18 protein-coding genes and 1 pseudogene are annotated in these 21406 nt (G+C 44.3%); 3 read left to right on the forward strand and 16 right to left on the reverse strand.

Annotated features, from left to right (window positions below):
* Positions 1–168: 168 nt before the first annotated feature.
* The 3 genes from speD to C1T29_RS16460 all read right to left on the reverse strand — a co-directional run bounded on the left by speD (position 169) and on the right by C1T29_RS16460 (position 2395).
* Positions 169–549, reverse strand: coding sequence for an adenosylmethionine decarboxylase (gene speD, locus C1T29_RS16450; RefSeq protein WP_003223584.1), 381 nt, complete (start codon positions 547–549; stop codon positions 169–171).
* 238 nt (positions 550–787) lie between these two features.
* Entirely contained in the window at positions 788–1810 is a 1023-nt protein-coding gene (locus tag C1T29_RS16455; protein WP_040082168.1) for a glyceraldehyde-3-phosphate dehydrogenase, read from the reverse strand.
* 204 nt (positions 1811–2014) lie between these two features.
* Complete coding sequence (locus tag C1T29_RS16460; protein ID WP_003229458.1) at positions 2015–2395, reverse strand: winged helix-turn-helix transcriptional regulator; 381 nt, start codon at positions 2393–2395, stop codon at positions 2015–2017.
* A 182-nt stretch (positions 2396–2577) separates the two neighbouring features.
* Here C1T29_RS16460 and C1T29_RS16465 point away from each other — a divergent pair, with 182 nt between their 5' ends.
* Both C1T29_RS16465 and ytbE read left to right on the forward strand, forming a co-directional pair.
* Positions 2578–3768, forward strand: a complete 1191-nt coding sequence (locus C1T29_RS16465; RefSeq protein WP_014664935.1) for an MFS transporter — start codon at positions 2578–2580, stop codon at positions 3766–3768.
* Between the two features lie 23 nt (positions 3769–3791).
* A complete protein-coding gene (gene ytbE, locus C1T29_RS16470) occupies positions 3792–4634 on the forward strand; it encodes an aldo/keto reductase YtbE (protein WP_103749912.1) in 843 nt (280 codons plus the stop codon).
* Positions 4635–4674: 40 nt separating this feature from the next.
* Here the strand turns inward: ytbE and coaE are convergent, their stop codons facing one another.
* The 10 genes and pseudogenes from coaE to C1T29_RS16520 form a co-directional block, all read right to left on the reverse strand.
* Positions 4675–5268 carry a dephospho-CoA kinase gene (coaE, locus tag C1T29_RS16475; RefSeq protein ID WP_014664937.1) on the reverse strand — a complete coding sequence of 198 codons (594 nt, stop codon included), beginning with the start codon at positions 5266–5268 and terminating at the stop codon, positions 4675–4677.
* Between the two features lie 15 nt (positions 5269–5283).
* Positions 5284–5934 (reverse strand): annotated as a pseudogene (ytaF, locus tag C1T29_RS16480) (sporulation membrane protein YtaF); the annotation flags it as partial.
* A 148-nt stretch (positions 5935–6082) separates the two neighbouring features.
* Positions 6083–6913 carry a DNA-formamidopyrimidine glycosylase gene (gene mutM / locus C1T29_RS16485; RefSeq protein WP_095432414.1) on the reverse strand — a complete coding sequence of 277 codons (831 nt, stop codon included), beginning with the start codon at positions 6911–6913 and terminating at the stop codon, positions 6083–6085.
* Positions 6914–6935: 22 nt separating this feature from the next.
* Complete coding sequence (gene polA / locus C1T29_RS16490) at positions 6936–9578, reverse strand: DNA polymerase I (protein ID WP_103749911.1); 2643 nt, start codon at positions 9576–9578, stop codon at positions 6936–6938.
* A 243-nt stretch (positions 9579–9821) separates the two neighbouring features.
* Positions 9822–11561 carry a sensory box histidine kinase PhoR gene (gene phoR, locus C1T29_RS16495; RefSeq protein ID WP_103749910.1) on the reverse strand — a complete coding sequence of 580 codons (1740 nt, stop codon included), beginning with the start codon at positions 11559–11561 and terminating at the stop codon, positions 9822–9824.
* Positions 11554–12276, reverse strand: coding sequence for a two-component system response regulator PhoP (gene phoP, locus C1T29_RS16500; protein WP_014664941.1), 723 nt, complete (start codon positions 12274–12276; stop codon positions 11554–11556). Before phoP ends, phoR begins: the two co-directional genes overlap by 8 nt.
* A gap of 211 nt (positions 12277–12487) precedes the next feature.
* On the reverse strand, positions 12488–13426 hold the full coding sequence (gene mdh / locus C1T29_RS16505) for a malate dehydrogenase (RefSeq protein WP_003237775.1): 939 nt from the start codon (positions 13424–13426) through the stop codon (positions 12488–12490).
* Between the two features lie 43 nt (positions 13427–13469).
* A complete protein-coding gene (icd, locus tag C1T29_RS16510) occupies positions 13470–14741 on the reverse strand; it encodes an NADP-dependent isocitrate dehydrogenase (protein ID WP_103749908.1) in 1272 nt (423 codons plus the stop codon).
* A 164-nt stretch (positions 14742–14905) separates the two neighbouring features.
* Positions 14906–16024 (reverse strand): citrate synthase, encoded by a 1119-nt coding sequence (gene citZ, locus C1T29_RS16515; RefSeq protein ID WP_014664943.1) that lies wholly within the window; start codon positions 16022–16024, stop codon positions 14906–14908.
* Between the two features lie 333 nt (positions 16025–16357).
* Positions 16358–16822, reverse strand: coding sequence for a DUF441 domain-containing protein (locus C1T29_RS16520; protein WP_004398695.1), 465 nt, complete (start codon positions 16820–16822; stop codon positions 16358–16360).
* Positions 16823–16918: 96 nt separating this feature from the next.
* Here C1T29_RS16520 and ytvI point away from each other — a divergent pair, with 96 nt between their 5' ends.
* Complete coding sequence (ytvI, locus tag C1T29_RS16525) at positions 16919–18034, forward strand: sporulation integral membrane protein YtvI (RefSeq protein ID WP_069150050.1); 1116 nt, start codon at positions 16919–16921, stop codon at positions 18032–18034.
* A 31-nt stretch (positions 18035–18065) separates the two neighbouring features.
* On the opposite strand, the gene C1T29_RS16530 is transcribed toward ytvI, so the two are convergent.
* The 3 genes from C1T29_RS16530 to pfkA all read right to left on the reverse strand — a co-directional run bounded on the left by C1T29_RS16530 (position 18066) and on the right by pfkA (position 21302).
* Positions 18066–18449, reverse strand: coding sequence for an FxsA family protein (locus C1T29_RS16530; RefSeq protein WP_014664946.1), 384 nt, complete (start codon positions 18447–18449; stop codon positions 18066–18068).
* Between the two features lie 93 nt (positions 18450–18542).
* Positions 18543–20300 (reverse strand): pyruvate kinase, encoded by a 1758-nt coding sequence (gene pyk, locus C1T29_RS16535; RefSeq protein WP_040082156.1) that lies wholly within the window; start codon positions 20298–20300, stop codon positions 18543–18545.
* A gap of 42 nt (positions 20301–20342) precedes the next feature.
* Positions 20343–21302: a 6-phosphofructokinase gene (gene pfkA, locus C1T29_RS16540; protein ID WP_003237788.1), complete on the reverse strand. Its 960-nt coding sequence runs from the start codon at positions 21300–21302 to the stop codon at positions 20343–20345.
* Positions 21303–21406 lie beyond the last annotated feature (104 nt).

Here is a 21406-nt window from a genome sequence, read left to right on the forward strand (position 1 = left end):
TGTTTCTATGGCATTAGGTGGTTTGTGAAAATCTCCTTCTTATTTTACAAAAAAAATGAAAAAAGAAAAAGCTGACACTCTCGTTTCTTTATAAAAAATAAAAGGAGCATAAGCTAAAAAGCGCATAATGGCCTTCTAGCTTCAGCTCCCTTTGTGTTCGCATTTACTTTATAGTACTTTTGCTTGCGCCTGTTTAATTTGCACAGGCCCCATTCCTCTCGGTATTTCAATGTTTTCTCTTGTATCAGCATGTAATGCTTCTGCGATGTAATCAGCAGCAACATTAGGATCTAAGTCTCCACAAGTATAAACATCAATGCTCGCATATCCGTGCTCAGGAAAACTGTGAATCGTTAAGTGTGATTCAGAAATAATCACAACTCCGCTTACGCCTTGCGGTGCAAATTTGTGAAATGCAACCTCGCGCACCTCAGCACCTGATTTTAGAGCAGCATTTACAAACGTTTTTTCAATAAAATCCATGTCATTCAGCTTATCAAAATCGCATCCCCATAGCTCGGAGATAACGTGACGCCCCATTGTTTCCATAGTCATGGACCCCCCTTAACAAGAATTAAAAAGTGAAATTCCAACAACTGGGTCGGCCATTTACCACGGGGGAAAGTTAGTCCGGAGAGGTCCTAACCCTTTAAGTAATTCCGAAACAGTCTCAAGCAAGAAGTTCACGAAAAATAGTATACTGTGTTTAAGTCTAATTTGCAAGGTGCGTTTTTTTAGAAATATGCTGTTAAGGGTTTTTTCTTTAAAATGTGTCCATGACCTTATTTTATACAGCAGACGGATGTTTCATTCGTGCCGCTACATGGCGGATCAAATCAACAACTCTGCAGGAGTAGCCCCATTCGTTGTCATACCACGCCAGCACCTTAACTTTTCTGTCTTCCATTACCATTGTTGTAAGCCCGTCAATGACCGCTGAATGCGGATTTGTATTATAATCAGTCGATACAAGCGGTTCATCTGAATAATCAAGTACACCGTACATCGACGTTTTGGCAGCGCGTTTAAATGCCTCGTTTACGTCTTCAGCCGTAACATCTGTTTTCAGATCAACTACGAGATCAACCAATGAGACATTCGGAACAGGGACACGCAAGGCGAGGCCGTGAAGCTTTCCTTTCAGATGCGGCAGCACAAGCGAAAGCGCCTTTGCCGCTCCTGTTGTCGTCGGAATGATGGATTCACCGCAAGCCCGCGCCCGGCGCAAATCTTTGTGCGGGTTATCAATATTTTTTTGGTCATTCGTATACGCATGAACTGTAGTCATCAGCCCGCTCTCAATGCCAAACTCTTCATCCAGCACTTTTACAACAGGTGCAAGACAGTTTGTCGTGCATGACGCATTTGAAATAATCACATGGCGCTCAGCGTCGAATTGGTCTTCATTTACCCCCATCACAATGGTAACGTCTTCATTTTTTCCCGGAGCAGTCAAAATGACTTTTTTTGCGCCCGCTTCTATATGGCCCATCGCTTTATCTTTTGAATTAAACTTCCCTGTTGCTTCGACGACTATGTCAATATCATATTCCCGCCAAGGCAGCTGTTTTGGGTCACGGCTGTTTAACAAAAGCACTTTCTTTCCATTTACGATCAGGCTGTCTTCACCAGCCACAACCTCTTTATCGTATCTGCCGTGAATTGTGTCATACTTTATTAAATGAGCCAGCGTTTCTGCGGAATAGCTGGCGTTAATGGCCACTATTTGAATTTGATCGTCTAACATCGCTTTTCTGAAAACCATTCTTCCGATTCTTCCAAACCCGTTGATCGCTACTTTTACCTTCATGTTGGACACCCCTTATCAATTATGCCATCCTAATATGTTACTATCTAAAATTAGTATAACACATTAAAACGAATTCGCCAGTACATATTGATAAAAATCAACGATTATAACGCTAATTTATGATACATCATATGTTTTCTTGCACAAAATATCAGGCGTAACAGCCAAAAAGCAGCCAGCGCTCTGCACTGACTGCCTTCATGCTTATGATTCCTGTTTCAACTTATCATTGAGCACACTTTCTTCTAACACAGAAAATGTATCTCCGTACACTCTGTTAATATGATTCGCTCCCCAAGCACACAGCATATCTAAAATTCCTTCTAAGCTGCGCCCGTATTCGCTGAGCTCATATTCCACTTTGGGAGGAACCTGATTATAAACGATCCGGTTAATGACACCGTCCGCTTCCAGCTCACGCAGCTGCTGGGTCAGCATCTTTTGCGTGATGTTGGGCATCAGGCGCTTTAATTCACTCGTGCGTTTTTTTCCGTGCGTCAGATGGCATAAAATCACGCATTTCCACTTCCCGCCAATCACTTCGAGAGTCGCTTCAACAGAAATGTTATATTTTTTCTTCTCCATACAATCCATTCTCCTTACAGGCACCAAAAAGTGACTATAGCACTTAAAAGTACGTACTTTTCTTTCCTTACGATATGTTTCATAATCACATTTGCCGGCTGATTTGAATCTGCTCTTTTTTATTTATATAGCTTACTCAGCAGAATTTCAATCATACAACACACATACAAAGGAGGAACATCATGACTTCAGCCAATAAAAGCAGTATTCCTGCACTCCTGGCTTTGGCCGTAAGTGCATTCGCGATAGGGACAACCGAATTTATCAGTGTCGGCCTTTTGCCGCTCATTGCTGATGACCTGCATATTCCAGTCACAACAGCGGGATTGACTGTTTCCCTTTATGCACTCGGCGTTACATTTGGAGCACCTATATTAACTTCATTGACCTCAAGCATGTCTCGTAAGACACTATTGCTTTGGATCATGTTTATTTTTATTGCCGGTAATACGATGGCGGCAACCGCTTCAAGCATCGGGATTTTATTAGCAGCCCGTGTGATATCGGCATTTTCACACGGTGTGTTTATGTCAATCGGTTCGACAATCGCAGCGGATATTGTCCCGGAGAATAAAAGGGCCAGCGCGATTTCGATTATGTTTACCGGTCTTACTGTGGCAACTGTAACCGGAGTTCCTTTCGGCACGTTTATCGGCCAGCAGTTCGGCTGGCGTTTTGCCTTTATGGTCATTATCGCCGTCGGAATCATTGCTTTTATTACCAATGGCATTCTTGTACCGTCCAAATTACGAAAAGGGACAAAAACAACGATGCGGGATCAATTGAAGCTTGTGACAAACGGCCGGTTATTGCTTTTATTTGTCATTACAGCTCTTGGGTACGGAGGAACATTCGTTGTATTCACATATCTGTCTCCCCTGCTTCAGGAAGTAACAGGCTTCAAAGCCGGAACTGTTGCAGTGATTCTGCTCGGATATGGAATCGCTATCGCTATCGGAAATATGATTGGTGGAAAGCTGTCTAACCGAAATCCGATTGCCGCTTTATTCTATATGTTTATCGTACAGGCAATCGTTCTATTTGTACTGACATTTACGGCCTCATATCAAGCAGCAGGACTCATCACCATTCTCTGTATGGGATTGCTGGCCTTTATGAACGTGCCCGGCCTTCAGGTGTATGTCGTCATGCTGGCTGAGCGTTTTGTCCCGAGTGCAGTTGACGTCGCATCCGCGATGAATATCGCTGCCTTTAATGCAGGGATCGCGCTTGGCTCATACCTTGGTGGTGTGATCACCGATTCAATCGGATTGATTCATACCGCTTGGATAGGCGGATTAATGGTGGCCGGAGCAGTCATTTTAACAGGCTGGAGCCGCTTGATGGAAAAACGGGATCGGCAGGAAGCCTGACAATTTTAAAGGAGGAAATAAACATGACAACACATTTACAAGCAACAGCAACACTTCATAATGGGGTAAAAATGCCTTGGTTCGGCCTCGGCGTCTTCCAAGTGGAGGAAGGATCTGAACTGGTAAACGCAGTTAAAACTGCCATTGCCCACGGGTACCGCAGTATTGATACTGCAGCTATCTATGGAAATGAAGCTGGAGTCGGAGAAGGGATTCGGCAGGGCATTGAAGAAGCAGGCATTTCAAGAGAGGATCTATTTATTACATCGAAAGTATGGAATGCTGATTTAGGCTACGAGGAAACACTCGCAGCATTTGAAACAAGCCTGTCAAAACTCGGTCTGGATTATTTAGATCTATACCTCATCCACTGGCCTGTAGAAGGAAAGTATAAAGATGCTTGGAGAGCGCTTGAAACGTTGTATAAAGAAGGACGTATCAAAGCAATCGGCGTAAGCAACTTCCAAATTCACCATCTTGAAGATCTGATGACGGCAGCTGAAATTAAGCCTATGATTAACCAAGTGGAATTTCACCCGCGCCTCACACAAAAAGAATTGATAAGTTACTGCCAAAATCAAGGCATCCAGATGGAGGCTTGGTCACCTTTGATGCAGGGGCAGCTGCTGGATCACCCTGTATTGGCTGACATCGCTCAAACATATAACAAATCTGTCGCACAAATTATTTTGCGCTGGGATCTGCAGCATGGCATCATCACGATTCCAAAATCAACGAAGGAACACCGCATTAAAGAAAATGCAAGTGTCTTTGACTTTGAATTAACACAGGATGACATGAACCGAATCGATGCCCTGAATGAAGATTTGCGCGTCGGCCCTGATCCGGACAACTTTGATTTTTAATGGCAAAAAACACCGTTCATATTGAACGGTGTTTTTTGTATTATGCCCAGCTGTTGATGATGTCATCAAGCTGCCTTTTGGTCTCTTCGAGCGTTCCGCTGTTATCGATGACTTGATCTGCTCTTGCTGCCTTTTCCTCTAAGGGCATTTGCGAGCGAATACGGCTGACTGCTTCTTCTTCCGTCAGCTGATTGCGCTTCATCAGACGTTCCAGTTGGAGCTCTTTTGTCACACTGACCACAATAATTTTATCAACCAATGATTCCAGTTTGCTTTCGAACAAAAGCGGGATATCCAATACAACAAATGCCTCCCGATTTGCAATGGCCTCATCACGGCGCTTGAGCATTTCCTGCCTGACTGCGGGATGAACAATTGCATTTAAGGCGAGACGCTTTTGTTCATTTGTAAATACCAGCGCCCCAAGCTTTTTTCGATCTATATCGCCATTTGAGAGCAGGATGTCTTCACCGAATTCGTCAATGATTTGCCGGTAGGCCGGCATCCCTTTTTCTACCGCTTGTTTTGCAATGATATCTGCATCTATAACTGTTATTCCTTTTTCAATCAGCATATTGGCTACCGTGCTTTTGCCGCTAGCTATTCCTCCCGTTAAACCAATGACTAAGGTCAAGAGATCCACTCCTTTTTACAATTTCCAGAGCCCAATCGTGATCAGCAGAAGCCCTGGCAAAAACGCCATTTTATCGATCCATTTCCACTTAGACAAAAAATGGCCAGCATTGATTCCGATTGATACAAACAGTGAGCTCATGATTGCCACGGCGATGCTCATCACAATCGGTGAAAAACCGAGAATGGCTGCGCCTATACCTGCCCCAAAGGCATCAATCGATAAGGCAAATCCCAATAGGACCGCCTCAATTCCATTGATCACACCCGATTTGTCGATATCCGCACTCATCGGTTTTCTCAAAATATGAATCACAATCCCTAATGACCGAACCTCTAAATTAAGCAGCGTTTTTTCATGCAAGAGGTATTCTTTATCTTTTGCCGGTTTGAAGAATTGGTACAGAACCCACGCACCGATTCCAACCAATATCAAACCGCCAAGCTTCTCCGTCACATATACAGGAAAAAACTTTGTGAGAAAGCTTCCGATCAGCATGGATATAAACATGACAGCACCGGAACAGCAGGCGATAACCAAAATCGCTTTAAACGGTATTTTCATTTTTCTCAATCCGTACGTAAATCCGACTGAAAAACTGTCCAAGCTGACAGCCAACGCCAGCAGCAGTATAGAAACCATTTGCATATCCGTTTCTTCCTTTCTGTTGGTGCTCTTGTATCAGATGTGAAATGCCCGGGATTCATCACAATCATATATATGGGAAAGTGAAAAATCCGTGTTTCGAAAATGGCATCCTCCATTACAGAGTTACTGATATATGCACCGACAGCTTGGACGATGAAGCATTATGCTACTTTTTTTTCTGGCACTTTGCGCAAAAATGCGTGCCTCTTCCTCCAACGACAATTTTCGAAATCATCGTTCCGCAATTTTTGCATGGCTCGTCTTTTTTTCCGTACACAAAATGCTGCAGCTGGAACATTCCGATTTCCCCTTGGGAGTTGATATAAGAACGGACTGTACTTCCGCCCGCATCAATCGCCTCCTGCAGGGTATTTTTGATTTCAGCGTGAAGGGTTTTGATTGTTTTATCTGATAATTGATTTGCTTTTGTCTCGGGATGGACACCCGCTCTGAAAAGAGCCTCATCCACATAAATGTTCCCGAGTCCAACTACCGTTTTTTGATCCAGCAGGGCAGTTTTGACAGCGCGGTTTGTTTTGGCAAGCCGTTCTTTTAAATATGCACTCGTAAATTCTTCTGCATCCGGCTCCGGACCTAACTGAGAAAGCGGGAGCTCGCCCGCCTCTTCTCCCGGTTTAAATAAGTGCATGGTTCCAAACTTCCGAACATCTCTGTAACGGAGCTGGGTTCCATCCGTCATCGTAAATATGACATGCACATGTTTATCGTCTGGCTCCTTCGCTTGATGAAGCCCGTATTTCCCTTCCATTCGCAGGTGGGAAACCATGACATAATGATCTAAATGAAACAGCAAAAACTTTCCCCGTCTTCCGATAGACTGTATCGTTTCTCCTGCTAGATTTCGCGCAAATTCCTCCGGTTCGGCAGGCCGTTTGATGATATTCGGCCATCTGATCTCTACCGATTTGATTGTTTTTCCCTTTACAAGCCCGGTCAGAGTGCGCCGGACCGTCTCAACCTCTGGTAATTCCGGCACATCCATCACTTCCTATCTCTGTTTATTTCGCATCGTACCAAGATGGGCCTGATGCAAAGTCCACCTTTAACGGCACATCTAATGCAAGCGCATGCTCCATTACTTCAGGAACAAGCTTTTCAAGAATTTCAATTTCTTCCTGCGGCGCTTCAAAAATCAATTCATCGTGTACTTGAAGCAGCAGCCTTGCTTTCAGCTGTTTTTCTTTCAGCTTGGCAGCCATGTCAATCATAGCTTTTTTGATGATATCAGCGGCGCTTCCTTGAATCGGTGTATTCATGGCCGTCCGCTCCGCAAAACTGCGGATATTAAAGTTTCGGCTCGTCAGCTCAGGAATGTAGCGGCGTCGATGCATAAGTGTTGTTACGTATCCTTTTTGCTTCGCGTCCTGAACTGAATCTTCCATGTACGCTTTTACGCCTTGGAAGCTTTCCAGATAGCGGTCGATAAATGCACCGGCTTCCTTTCTGGTGATGCCGAGGTTCTGTGACAGACCGTAATCACTGATGCCGTAAACAATGCCAAAGTTGACCGCTTTCGCCTGGCGCCTCATCGCAGATGTCACTTCATTCTCAGCAACATGGAACACATCCATTGCCGTTTTCGTATGAATATCCATATCGTTTGTAAAAGCTTCGATCAGATTTTCATCCTTTGAAATATGGGCAAGCACCCGCAGCTCGATTTGTGAATAATCGGCTGCAAAAATGAGCCAGTCTTTTTCAGACGGCACAAAAGCTTGGCGAATTTTTCGTCCTTCCTCAAGCCTGATCGGAATGTTTTGCAGATTCGGATCAGTCGAGCTGAGACGGCCAGTTTGCGTTAAGGCCTGATTAAAGCGCGTGTGCACTTTATGCGAATCAGGTCTCGTCACCTTTAAAAGCCCTTCGATATATGTTGATTGGAGCTTGCCAATTTGTCTGTACTGCAAAATATAGTCGACAATATCATGCTTGTCAGCCAGCTTTTCAAGCACATCGGCAGACGTAGAATAACCTGTTTTCGTTTTCTTTACGACAGGAAGGCCAATTTTTTCAAACAAGATGACGCCGAGCTGTTTCGGAGAATTGATGTTAAACGGCTCTCCCGCGATCTCATGGATTTTTTCTTCATATTCCTTCAGCTTCGCACCCAGTTCTTCACCCATCCGTTTTAAACGGTCAACATCGACCTTGACGCCAGTTGATTCCATTTCTCCGAGAATAAGCGCAAGAGGCATTTCAAGCTCTTCAAACAGCTCAAGCTGATCATTATTTTCCAGCTCCTGAACAAGCTTTTCCCGAAGGCTTTGAATCGCTAACGCTTTTCGGCCAAGGTGCTCAGACAGTACGTCTTCTGACGGCACTGCCCGTTTTGCCCCTTTGCCGTAAACTGATTCATCGCTCGAAACGATATGCAGGCCATAATCCTTGGCCACACTCGCCACGTCGTCATATGAATTGCCCGGGTTGATGATATAGGCCGCAAGGAGCGTATCAAACTCGGCACCCTTTAGCTCAATGCCCTGCCAGCGCAAGGCAACAACAGCCCGCTTGCTGTCGAAGACCCATTTCTTCTGCTCGTTATTTTCCACCCATTCTTTAAACACCTCAGACTCAACGGCAATGTCTTTCGGAATGAAATAAGCTCCCGTTTCATTTACGATCGAAAATCCGAGAATCGGCTCTTCATGATAATTATCGCCAATCTGTTCAACGACAAATGCAGATGGAGAAACCAATATGCCGCTGGTTACGTCTGTAACGATTTCGACATTAATGTCTTCTAACGACTGATCCTGCTCCGCTTCTGCACTGTCTTCCCCAAGCCGTTCAAGAAGCGTGTTGAAGCCAAGATCTTTAAAGATGGCAATGACCTGTTCACGGTTAAAGCCTTGATATTCCAGGCCGGAAACAGATACCTCAATCGGAGCATCCGTCATAATCGTCGCAAGCTCCTTGCTCATCAATGCCTGATCCTTAAATTCCTCAAGCTTTTCCTTCAATTTCTTTCCGCTCACCTCGTCAATGGACTCCAGCAGCTTTTCAACGGAATCAAATTGTTTTAAAAGCTTAATCGCAGTCTTTTCTCCGACGCCGGGCACGCCCGGGATATTATCTGAGGAATCGCCCATCAGACCCTTCATGTCAATGATTTGTTCAGGCGTAAGCCCGTATTTCTCTTTGACATGCTCCGGTGTGTAAAATTCAACATCGGTAATTCCCTTTCTCGTAATGGCAACTGTCGTGTTGTCCGTTGCCAGCTGAGTTAAATCCTTATCTCCTGAAAAAACCTTTACTTCAAATCCGTCTTTTTCAGCCGATTTGGCCAGTGTACCGATAATATCATCCGCTTCGTATTGAACCAGTTCATAGCGGCTGATCTGGTAGGCATCAAGCAGCTCGCGGATAAACGGCATTTGTTCGGAAAGCTCAGGCGGGGTTTTCTGTCTGCCGCCTTTATATTCTTTAAATGTGCCGTGACGAAATGTTGTTTTCCCGGCATCGAACGCAACCAGCATATGCGTCGGTTTTTCATCCTCAAGCATTTTCATCAAAATCATCGCAAAGCCGTATACGGCATTTGTATGAACACCTTTGTCATTGCTTAACAGCGGCAATGCAAAAAACGCCCGGTAAGCCAGACTGTTTCCGTCTACAAGCACTAATTTTTTTCGTTCTGTCATTCAATTTCCTCCTAAGAAGCCTCACGCTTCCATTCATCTCTTACATAGTCATTAGCTCCTCTTATTTTAACAAAGTTCAATTTGAAAGGAAAATACGTGAACTATAAGAGAACACACAAAAAAGGACGGGAACACAAATAGGTTCCCGCCGTCAAAATTGGCTCCTTGGATGAAGGGGTTCTACTACATCCTACCAGCATAGGTTTAACAGTGCATGAAGATATTGTTAAACCTTTGTAAACATTAGGCGGACTTTTCAGCGGCCCGTTTCAGCGTCACGGTAAAGACAGTTCCCCGTCCAGGCTCGCTTGTGACATCAATTTTCCCTTCATGAGCCTCTATTAAATGCTTCACAATCGCAAGGCCCAGCCCGGTTCCCCCCGAATTCCTGCTTCTGTCTTTATCTACGCGGTAAAAGCGTTCAAAGATGCGCGGAATTTCTTCTTTCTGAATTCCGATTCCGGAATCGGCGACCTCAATCTGAATGTCTTTTTCTCTGGGCTTTACATTGATAGCCACTGAGCCTCCCTCAGGCGTGTAGGTTAACGCATTGTTTACGAGATTAAGAAATACCTGTTTCAGCCTGTACGGATCACCTGACACATATTGAGGGTCTTTCGGAATATTCAGTTGCAAGGAGATGCCTTTCTCATCCGCCTTATGCTTCAGAAGCGTTTCAATCTCATCAAGCATTTTGGCCGGCTCAAACGTATCGATACTAAGCGTGAAATTTTGCTGCTCGATTTTTGAGAGATCGAGCAAATCCTGAACCAAAGACTGAAGTCTTTCGCTTTCCTTAAGAATAATAGAGAGAAATTCAGAAAGCGCCTCTTTGTCCTCCATCGCCCCATCCAATAACGTCTCCGTAAACCCTTTTATGGACGTAATCGGCGTTTTCAGCTCATGAGAAACATTGGCCACAAAATCCTTCCTCATCTGCTCTAATTTCTTCGTTTCTGTCATGTCATGGAAAACGAGCACAATTCCTTTCCATTCATCGTCCGGCCCCATAATCGGAACGCCGTCCACTTCAAAATAACGCCGTTCTATTTTGATCGGAAGTCTTAACAGCTTGCATTTCTTTGTCTCCGTCATAAAAATATCTTCGACTAGCTGGATCACTTCTTCATGTTCAAATGCATCGTGATAAAGACGGCGCAGCATCTGATTCGGATTGATATGAAACTGCTTGGCGTAAGACCTGTTTACAAGATTAATAAAGCCTCTTCCGTCGATCATAATCAGTCCGGAGCCAATGTTTTCAATGACTGTCAGCAGCCGATCCCGCTGCATTTCCTGCGTTCGGGTCATTTCCATCAGATCAATGGCAAGGCTGTTCATCGCACGTCCAAGCTTATCAGAGCGTCTGATATAGCCGCCGTACGTCCGTGCATCATAGTTCCCCTTGGAAAGTTCTGTGGCTACATTTGTCGCTGCTTCTATTGACTTTTTATAACGTGAGGTCATGCTGGAATAAAAATAAACAATGACGATAAATGCGGTACAAAGACTGGCCGTCAGCATCCCCCACAATTCGCCTTTCAAGCCGTCGCTTTTTTCAGAGGCGGAAAGCAGCACATATCCTGTTTTTTCACCTTCGCTTCTAAGTGAAAGTCCGTAATAAAGCTTGTTATCTGCTGTTGAAAGAATCCCCTCATGGCCAGAAACAAGCGCCTGCACCTTTTGGGAATCTGCCGCTCTCCCGTTTGACCCATACAGCACCTTACCGTCTGTATCAATAACGGCTGCACTCACATCAAGCGCCTCGCCTGCATCTTTAATGATTTTCTCGTTTGCTCGATCATTTAGATTGCCGGCATCAAGTAGCGAAGCCATGTATTTTGCTTCTTTTTCAATGTGTTCCTCTGCTTTCCTTTGACCAGATGTTTCAAAGAGCTGCTGTAAAAACAGCCCGAGGACACAAAACACCAGAATCAAACAGACAACGAATACAGAAAAAAGGCGCACACGGTTTTTATTCATTCATTTTTGGCTCCTCCAGTTTATACCCCAATCCCCTAATCGTTTTAATATAGATCGGTTTTTTGGTATTATATTCAATTTTGTCGCGAAGATGGCTGATATGCACATCAACTATTCTCGTATCTCCGGCAAAATCATAATTCCAGACTGCGCTCAGCAGCAGATCTCTTGTCAGAACTCTGCCTTTATGTCTGCCTAAATAAAGCAGCAGTTCGAATTCTTTCGGTGTCAGTTCAAGCTGATTTTCTTTAAAGTACGCTTCATAATGATCAGGCAGGATTTTCAGATCGCCAATTACGATCTGGCCTTCCATGTCATCGTTCTTCATTTCACTAGAGGGCGCAGCCATTTCCGAACGCCTTAAAATCGCTTTGACTCTCGCATTTACTTCCCTTGGACTGAACGGCTTGGTCATATAATCGTCAGCACCAAGCTCAAGCCCTAATACTTTATCGAATTCCTCATCCTTCGCTGTCAGCATTAAAATGGGAAACATCAGTTTTTGCTGTCTCAGCTGCTTGCATACTTCGATTCCGTCCAATTTTGGAAGCATTACATCAAGCACAATCAAATCAGGTTTCTCTGTTTCCGCTTTTTTGAGTGCTTCTTCCCCATCCGAGGCGGTAATAACATCATAGCCTGACCGTTCCAAATTGTACTGTAAAAGAGTAACAATAGATTCTTCATCATCCACAACTAAAATTTTCTTGTTCATGCTGTGCCTCCAGTATTATAATTCCCCGACATCCTATTTCTCTATTTTATGTCATCTTAACATGTTTCATGATTTTATTTTAGCGAAAGCAGGACATTCCGACAATTCGCCTTTTACATCATTTTTAAAAGAAATACAAACAATAATGGTAGCGCTTTCATATATAGTAAAAAGAGAAAGGCTGTATCAAGCAAGCCTTTCTCTCTTTTTATTAGGATAATACTTTCATGACATTTTTGACAGATTCAACTGATTTATTCAGCTGCGCTCTTTCATAGTCTGTCAGTTCAAGTTCAATGATTTGTTCAAGTCCGTTGCCGCCTACAATTGTTGGCACGCCAAGGTAGATGCCTTCATAGCCGTATTCCCCTTCAAGATAAGCAATTGTAGGAAGGACGCGGCGCTGATCTTTCAAGATCGCTTCGACCATTTCTGTCAGAGAAGCCGCAGGCGCATAATACGCGCTTCCGTTTCCAAGAAGATTCACGATTTCGCCTCCGCCTTTTCTAGTGCGCTCCACAATTGCGTCAATCCGTTCTTTCGGAATGAGAGTTTCTAGCGGGATACCGCCGGCATAAGAATAACGCACAAGCGGCACCATATCGTCACCGTGTCCGCCGAGTACGAAACCAGTCACATCTTTCACTGACAGGTTTAATTCCTCTGCCACAAATGTTCTGAATCTCGCCGTATCAAGCACACCGGACTGGCCGATTACACGCTCTTTAGGGAAGCCGGATTCTTTGTACACCGCGTATGTCATTGCATCAACAGGATTTGTCAGCACCACAATAATAGAGTCAGGAGAATATTTCACGATTTCCCGTGTAACGCTTCTCATAATCTTTTCGTTTGTAGAGACCAGATCATCCCTGCTCATACCAGGTTTTCTTGCGATACCGGCTGTAATGACAACAATGTCAGAGCCAGCTGTATCCTCGTAATTGGATGTTCCCGTAATTTTTGCGTCAAAGCCTTGAACCGGGCTTGCTTCAAGCATATCAAGCGCTTTTCCCTTTGTCGGGTTCTCCAATTGCGGAATGTCAACAAGAACAACGTCTGCCAGCTCTTTTTGAGCGATTAAAAATGCAGTTGTAGCTCCGGTAAAACCTGCTCCGATAACAGAAACTTTTTTACGAGTATTTCCCATGTCTCTCTTCTCCTTTATGGCTAGTTTTAGGCTTTTTCCTTGCTTAGTCCATGTTTTTGATCAGTTCTTCTCCGAACTCTGAACATTTCACTTCAGTCGCGCCATCCATTAATCTGGCAAAATCGTAAGTTACGACTTTAGAAGCGATTGTTTTTTCCATAGATTTGATAACCAAATCAGCCGCTTCGTTCCATCCTAAATGCTCAAGAAGCAGAACGCCTGAAAGAATAACTGAAGATGGATTTACTTTATCAAGGCCTGCATATTTAGGAGCCGTTCCGTGCGTCGCCTCGAAAATCGCATGTCCTGTTTCATAGTTGATGTTCGCTCCAGGAGCAATGCCGATTCCGCCGACTTGCGCAGCAAGGGCATCAGAAATGTAATCTCCGTTCAAGTTCATTGTCGCAACGACATCAAACTCGTTTGGACGCGTTAAGATCTGTTGAAGGAAAATGTCAGCAATGCTGTCTTTGATAATGATTTTTCCTGCTGCTTCCGCTTCGCTTTGCGCTTTGTTGGCAGCGTCTTTTCCTTGTTCTTCAGCAATGCGGTCATATTGAGCCCATGTGAAGACTTTATCTCCGTACTCTTTTTCAGCAAGTTCATAGCCCCAGTTTTTGAAGGCGCCTTCAGTGAACTTCATGATGTTTCCTTTATGAACAAGCGTTACGGATTTGCGGCCATGCTCGATTGCATAATCAATGGCAGCTCTGACTAAACGGCTTGTTCCTTCCTCGGAAACAGGCTTAATGCCAATACCTGATGTCTCAGGGAAACGGATCTTGTTGACGTTTAACTCATTTTGAAGGAAGCTGATAAGCTTTTGTACTTCTTCTGAGCCTTTTGCATACTCGATGCCTGCGTAAATATCTTCTGTATTTTCACGGAAGATGACCATATCAGTATCTTCAGGGCGTTTTACCGGTGACGGCACTCCAGTAAAGTATCTTACAGGTCTTAAGCAGACGAACAGGTCAAGCTCTTGTCTGAGTGCTACGTTCAAAGAACGGATACCGCCGCCGACAGGTGTCGTTAACGGGCCTTTAATCGCGATAAAATATTCGCGGATCACATCTAATGTTTCAGCAGGGAGCCACTCACCTGTTTTATTATAAGCCTTTTCTCCGGCATAAACTTCTTTCCATGTAATTTTCTTTTCGCCTTTGTATGCTTTTTCTACTGCTGCTTCCAAAACCTTCGAAGCCGCGTTCCAAATATCAGAACCGGTTCCGTCTCCTTCGATAAACGGGATAATCGGGTTGTTTGGTACGTTTAATACTCCGTTAGAGACTGTAATTTTTTCACCTTGTGCCACAATAAAAACCTCCCAGTATGTAATTCATATTTAGAAAACATTTTATTTTTCTTATATAGAAAACAAAATGATTTTTCTCAACATTCAATTTAAAGTGTAACTCAAATTTGATGTTCTGAACAAGAGGCTAACCTCATTGACGCAAGCCAGCCTCCAATGGTTCTTTAGGCTCTTTCTTCAATCGGAACGAATTTTTGTTTGTCAGGGCCTGTGTAATCTGCCCGCGGGCGGATTAGACGGTTGTTGTCATACTGCTCAAGAATATGGGCGAGCCACCCGGACATTCTGCTTATAGCAAAAATCGGTGTAAACAAATCATGGTCAATGCCGAGACTGTGATATACAGAAGCCGAATAGAAATCAACGTTAGGCGGAAGCTTTTTCTCTGATGTGACGATGTCTTCTATACGAATCGACATCTCATACCATTTGCTTTCGCCCGTCAGGTTAGTCAGGCGCTTGCTCATTTCTTTCAGATGCTTCGCGCGCGGATCACCATGCTTATACACACGGTGGCCGAATCCCATGATTTTTTCTTTCTTTTCAAGTTTAGCGCGGATGTACGGCTCAGCGTTTTCCACTTCACCGATTTCTGTCAGCATTTTCATAACGCCTTCATTCGCCCCGCCGTGCAGAGGCCCTTTAAGCGCACCGATTGCTGCAGTAATGCCTGAATAGATATCGGAAAGTGTCGCGACGCAGACCCTCGCTGTGAACGTTGACGCGTTCAGCTCGTGGTCAGCATGTAAAATCAATGCTTTGTTGAAGGCTTCAACCTCAATTGGTGAAGGCTCTTCACCGTTTAATGTGTAAAGAAAATTCTCCGCAATACCGTAATCTTCTCTCGGTTCTACAGGCTCAAGACCCTTGCGAATTCTGGAAAACGCTGCAACCAGGCCAGGCACCTTTGCCTGAAGGCGGATCGCCTTTCTGTAGTTGGCTTCCGGGTTCATGGTATCAGCCTCGCTGTCAAGCAGGCCTAATAATGAAATTGCTGTCCTAAGAGCAGCCATGGGATGAACATTTTCGAGGGAATAAGATTTGAAGTGCTCAATAATTTCTTGCGGAACGGCAGCTTCCTTTGCAAGCTGCTGCTTTAACTCTTCAAGCTCTTTTTTGTTTGGCAGCCTTAGATGCCAAAGCAAGTAGATGATTTCTTCAAAACTTGCATTCTCTGTCAAATCATCGATATCATACCCCACATATGTAAGGGTATCGTCAATAATAGAACTAACAGATGATGTTGTTGCTACAACCCCTTCAAGACCGCGTGTCGCTGTCATATATAACATCTCCTTTTCAATAAATTTCCCCTTTAAGAGTGTTGTAAAAACATGAGGCTTACTTAAAAAGCACGATGCAAGTATTTCTCTCCCCCAAAAAGAAAATGCTTACATTTTACTGGCTGCTAGTACTAAAACCCTTTGCTTATGAAAGAACATAACAAATTCTTATAAGCTTATTTAAGTTTAAGCCTATTCTCATTATAAACAATAATCAGACATTTGTTAAATGTTTACCTATAATTTTTTTTTTCATTCTGTGATTTCCCCGAAAAAACGCCTTTATTTGCGGGTTTTTGCATACGAAAAAAAGCGGCTTTAAGGCCGCTTTTTTCATGAAGTGAACAGTTTTACGATCTGCATAGCTAAATAAGCAATCCCCGCTCCGATCAGCGGGCCCACTGCTACTCCGCCAAAAAGCGCGACTGCGAGAATGGTCCCGATCACAAGGGCAGTTGTAATATGCGGGTCATTTTCCAGCAGAGTCAGGCCGTTTTTGGCAATCAGCGCCACTGCGATTCCCGCTCCCAAGGCGATCCATGCGTAGGAAGACCGCATTGCCTCTCCAAGCTGCTTAAATCCGATTTCTCCCGTGGCAATTGGGACAAGAACGGCGATGGTAATAATGGTCACACCCCAGTTAATGCCTTTTGACTGGATAGTCGGAAATAATTTCTGATCAAGTCCAACGATTTTGATGATCAAAAGGACGGATACAGCAAAAAGCAATGATTGGTTTTTTGCGATAAGTGCGATGGCCAAGAGTAAAATTAAAAATAAATTCGCTTGTGTAAACACATGCCATCCCTCCTTTAAGGTGAATGTATTCATATTCAGCCGCAGCGTGAATACATATAAAAAATAGGACTTGCTGACGAGAGGAGGACCGTTTTCGTGAATCAATCTTATATTACTATTTTTTTCAGAACCCTCTTTGTCATATCAATTACCGCAGGGTCGATAGCTGCGGCCTATTATTCGTTTCCGTTAACTTATCCGTTCCTGATCGCACTTATTCTTTCATCAGTGATTCATCCTGTTGTCGATTATTTGGACAAAGTGACAGGATTCCCCCGAACGATAAATGTTCTGGGCGTGCTTGCTTTTTTTCTACTCGCAGCCTTCGGCGTTCTCACCATTCTGGTAGCCGAAATCGTAACGGGTACAGCCTATCTAGCAAAAACGCTGCCTCCGCATATCAGCACGTTTATTTCCTATTGCGAAAAATTGTTTACAACTCATATTCAGCCGCTCTATAACGAGTTAACTCTTTTGTTTCAAGAATTGGAAACGAACCAGCAAGCTTCCATCGTCACCCACATCCAGACACTCGGTGATTCAGCCGCTAAAAATGCCGGGCTGCTGCTGTCCCACATTCTAGAAATGATCCCGAGGTTTTTCGCGCTTCTTCCCAATACGGCGGCGGTTCTGATTTTTTCTCTTCTGGCAACATTTTTTATGACAAAGGATTGGCATAAGCTGAAAGCCATGCTTGTTTTGCTTCTGCCGGATCGTGTGACAGCTAACAGTAAAGCGATCAGCAGCGAATTAAAAAAAGCAATGACTGGTTTTATCAAAGCACAAGCCGTCCTCGTTTTCATCACGATGGTGATTGTGTTTATCGGCCTTTCTCTCTTACAGGTTGAACATGCCGCAACAATCGCTTTTTTAATCGGGCTTGTTGATCTTCTCCCTTACTTGGGTGCGGGCTCCGTATTTGTGCCGTGGATTTTGTATTTATCGATTACAGGCCAGCTGCCCCAAGCGATCGGAATCGGCATACTGTATCTCGTCGTTCTTGTTCAGCGGCAGCTGACAGAACCTAAAATACTCAGTAAATCTATCGGGATCGATCCGCTGGCAACGCTCATCGCCCTGTTTGCCGGCTTTAAATTATTCGGGTTTTTAGGACTGATTGCCGGGCCGGCTGTTCTCGTCATCATTCAAGCTTTCATTACGACAGGCGCATTAAAGGAAGTATGGTCCTATATCACCGTTCAGCAAAAATAAAACAGCAGCCCATGTTACATGGCTGCCGTTTTTATTTGATGATGATCCGCTTATTCTTTGACATTCCTCTCAGCCATTTGAACAGAATTGGCTTACACCAGCCGCGGGTAAACGGGATAAGAAGACAGGCGCCGGCCAAATCTGATAAAAAGCCCGGAAGCATCAACAATAGGCCGCCAATGAAAATGCATAGGCCGTCAGCAATCGCTTCTCCCGGCATTTTGCCATATTGAAGATCACGCTGAACCTTATAATACACTTCGGTTCCTTGTTTTTTTGCAGCTGCTGCTCCGATAATGCCTGTCAGAATCATTAAAAGAACTGTCGGCAAAATGCCAATCAGCTTGCCTGAAAAGAGGAATATGCCGATTTCTATTGCCGGAAACACAATAAAAAGCAAAAATAAAAATCTCATATCCAAGCCCCCCACACGTGTAACACGCCTCTGTTCAACATAAGGCAAGATAAAGAGAAAAGGAAGGGATTCCCCTTCCGTTTTCACCTGTGATTAAAGAACGCTCGCACGGCCTTGGTAGACTGCGCCTCTGGAAGCGTCAACGGTAATATCCTGTCCTTCTGTCAAAATAGATGTCGCATTTTCAAGACCAACGATAACCGGAATGCCGAGGCTCAATCCGACTACCGCAGCATGGCTTGTCAAGCCGCCTTCTTCTGTAATAAGAGCAGACGCTTTTTCAAGAGATGCAATCATATCACGGTCAGTGCTTTTGGTAACAAGTACCGCACCGTCAGTCATTTTTTGCTCAGCTTCTTTTGCATTTTGGGCAACGACAACCGTACCGTAAGCTGATTTACGTCCAATGCCTTGGCCTTTAGCGATGATATCCCCGACAGTATAAACTTTCATTAAGTTCGTAGTGCCAGACTCACCGACAGAACCTGCCGTAATGACGATAAGGTCACCATGTTTTACAATTCCGCTGTTCAATGATTTTTGGACAGCATCCTCAAGCATCTCATCTGTTGAGCTTGCATTTTGACCGCTTTCCGCGAATACGCCAGATACGAGGGCAAGCTTTCTGGAAATAGAGTCATTTACAGTAACCGCAACAATCGGTGCCTGCGGACGGTATTTTGCAATCATGCGTGCTGTATGGCCGCTTTCTGTCGGCGTTACGATCGCAGCAGCGCTCAGGTTAATCGCCGTATGCGCGACAGATTGTCCAATTGCGTCTGTAATTGTCATGCCTACTTGGTCTCTGCGTTTTGAGAGAATTTCTTTATAATTCAAAGCTTCTTCAGAACGGGACGCGATGTTATGCATGGTTTGAACGGCTTCAACCGGATAGCTTCCGGCAGCTGTTTCACCAGAAAGCATGATCGCATCTGTGCCGTCGAAGATCGCGTTTGCAACGTCACTTGCTTCCGCACGAGTCGGACGCGGGTTGCGCTGCATGCTGTCAAGCATTTGTGTCGCTGTGATAACAGGTTTGCCCAACGCGTTGCATTTTTTGATCAGTTCTTTTTGCACAAGCGGCACTTCTTCAGCTGGAATTTCCACGCCTAAGTCTCCGCGCGCAACCATTAAGCCGTCAGACACTTCGAGAATCGCATCGATGTTGTCAACGCCCTCTTGGTTTTCGATTTTAGGGATGATTTGAATATCCTGAGCGTTGTGCTCTTCAAGAAGCTCACGGATTTCAAGCACGTCCGTGGAACGTCGAATGAAAGATGGCGCGATGAAGTCTACTCCTTGCTCAATACCGAAAACGATGTCTCGCGCATCCTTCTCAGTAATACCCGGAAGATTGACACTTACGCCCGGTACGTTAACACCTTTTTTATTTTTCAGTGTTCCGTTGTTTAATACTTTTGTTTTGATTTCGCGTTTAGCGGCATCTACATCAAGTACCTCAAGACCGATAAGGCCGTCATCTAACAGAATCGTTGAACCTTGTGCAACGTCATCGACTAAACCTTCATATGTCACTGAAATTTTATCTGTTGTTCCTACAACCTCGTCCATTGAAATGATAAGCTCTTTGCCTGTTTCAAGCTCAATGCCGCCATTTTCCATTGTATGTGTGCGGATCTCAGGACCTTTTGTATCAAGCAGAATTCCAACGTTCTTGCCAAGTTTTTTGCTTGCTTCACGGATATTTTTAATTCTTGCACCGTGCTCCTCAAAATCTCCGTGAGAAAAGTTTAATCGAGCCACGTTCATTCCTGACTCCATTAATTTCGTAAGCATTTCAATACTTTCACTTGCTGGACCGATGGTACAAACAATTTTCGTTTTTCTCATTTGGTTCACTTCCTTCTGAAATCTTCAGCCTTCAGCTGCACATTAAATAGACAGTTCTTTTGAAAGCTGATACATGTTTTGCTCAACTGTGTGTTTTGTCTCCAATATTTCTATAATATCATGGTCTACAAGCTTATTGTTTTGTATACCTACACAGCGTCCGCCTTTTCCTTCAAGCAGCAGTTCAACTGCATATGCGCCGAGACGGCTTGCCAACACACGGTCAGCAGCACTCGGAGAACCTCCGCGCTGGATATGGCCCAATACAGATACCCTAGTTTCAAGATTTGTTTCTTCTTCAATGCGTTTCCCGAATTCAACCCCGCTGCCTACACCTTCGGCAACAATGATAATGCTGTGCTTCTTGCCGCGTTCGTGGCCGCGTTTTAAGCGGGCAATGATTTCGTGCATGTCATAGTCTGCCTCAGGGATTAAGATCGATTCCGCGCCCCCTGCAAGACCGGCCCACAATGCGATATCGCCGGCATGACGGCCCATTACTTCGATCACATATGTACGTTCATGAGAAGTCGCTGTATCTCGAATCTTATCAATTGCGTCAATTACTGTATTTAAAGCTGTATCGAAACCGATGGTAAAATCCGTGCCCGGAATGTCATTATCAATTGTACCCGGTACACCTACACATGGAAACCCGTGTTCCGTTAATTTTTTCGCACCCATATAGGAACCGTCTCCGCCGATAACAACAAGACCTTCAATACCAAGCTTCTTCAAGTTTTCTATCCCTTTTTCACGGCCTTCAACTGTTTTGAATTCTGGACATCTTGCCGTATAAAGCTTTGTGCCTCCGCGATGTATAATATCGCCTACTGATCCGAGTTCAAGCTTTTCAATCTTTCCGCTGATTAATCCCGCGTATCCGTTGTAAATACCGTAAACTTCAACGTCATGATAAATCGCTTTTCTGACTACTGCGCGAACTGCTGCGTTCATTCCCGGGGAATCCCCGCCGCTCGTTAATACCCCTATACGTTTCATTCTCCATTCACCTCAGCAACATATATGATTAAACATAACATGATCATTGCCCTAAAAACAATGAAAAGGGATCTCCATCCTCCCTATGAAACCTTACCTATTAT

The sequence above is a fragment of the Bacillus sp. MBGLi79 genome, from assembly GCF_002953915.1.

Coding starts and splice junctions, on each gene's coding strand:
- polA (WP_103749911.1), bottom strand. CDS start 9,578: ATGACAGAACGAAAAAAATTAGTGCTTGTAGACGGAAACAGTCTGGCT.
- C1T29_RS16460 (WP_003229458.1), bottom strand. CDS start 2,395: ATGGAGAAGAAAAAATATAACATTTCTGTTGAAGCGACTCTCGAAGTG.
- speD (WP_003223584.1), bottom strand. CDS start 549: ATGGAAACAATGGGGCGTCACGTTATCTCCGAGCTATGGGGATGCGAT.
- phoP (WP_014664941.1), bottom strand. CDS start 12,276: ATGAACAAGAAAATTTTAGTTGTGGATGATGAAGAATCTATTGTTACT.
- C1T29_RS16455 (WP_040082168.1), bottom strand. CDS start 1,810: ATGAAGGTAAAAGTAGCGATCAACGGGTTTGGAAGAATCGGAAGAATG.
- mdh (WP_003237775.1), bottom strand. CDS start 13,426: ATGGGAAATACTCGTAAAAAAGTTTCTGTTATCGGAGCAGGTTTTACC.
- C1T29_RS16465 (WP_014664935.1), top strand. CDS start 2,578: ATGACTTCAGCCAATAAAAGCAGTATTCCTGCACTCCTGGCTTTGGCC.
- pfkA (WP_003237788.1), bottom strand. CDS start 21,302: ATGAAACGTATAGGGGTATTAACGAGCGGCGGGGATTCCCCGGGAATG.
- ytbE (WP_103749912.1), top strand. CDS start 3,792: ATGACAACACATTTACAAGCAACAGCAACACTTCATAATGGGGTAAAA.
- phoR (WP_103749910.1), bottom strand. CDS start 11,561: ATGAATAAAAACCGTGTGCGCCTTTTTTCTGTATTCGTTGTCTGTTTG.
- C1T29_RS16530 (WP_014664946.1), bottom strand. CDS start 18,449: ATGAGATTTTTATTTTTGCTTTTTATTGTGTTTCCGGCAATAGAAATC.
- citZ (WP_014664943.1), bottom strand. CDS start 16,024: ATGACAGCGACACGCGGTCTTGAAGGGGTTGTAGCAACAACATCATCT.
- pyk (WP_040082156.1), bottom strand. CDS start 20,300: ATGAGAAAAACGAAAATTGTTTGTACCATCGGTCCAGCAAGTGAAAGT.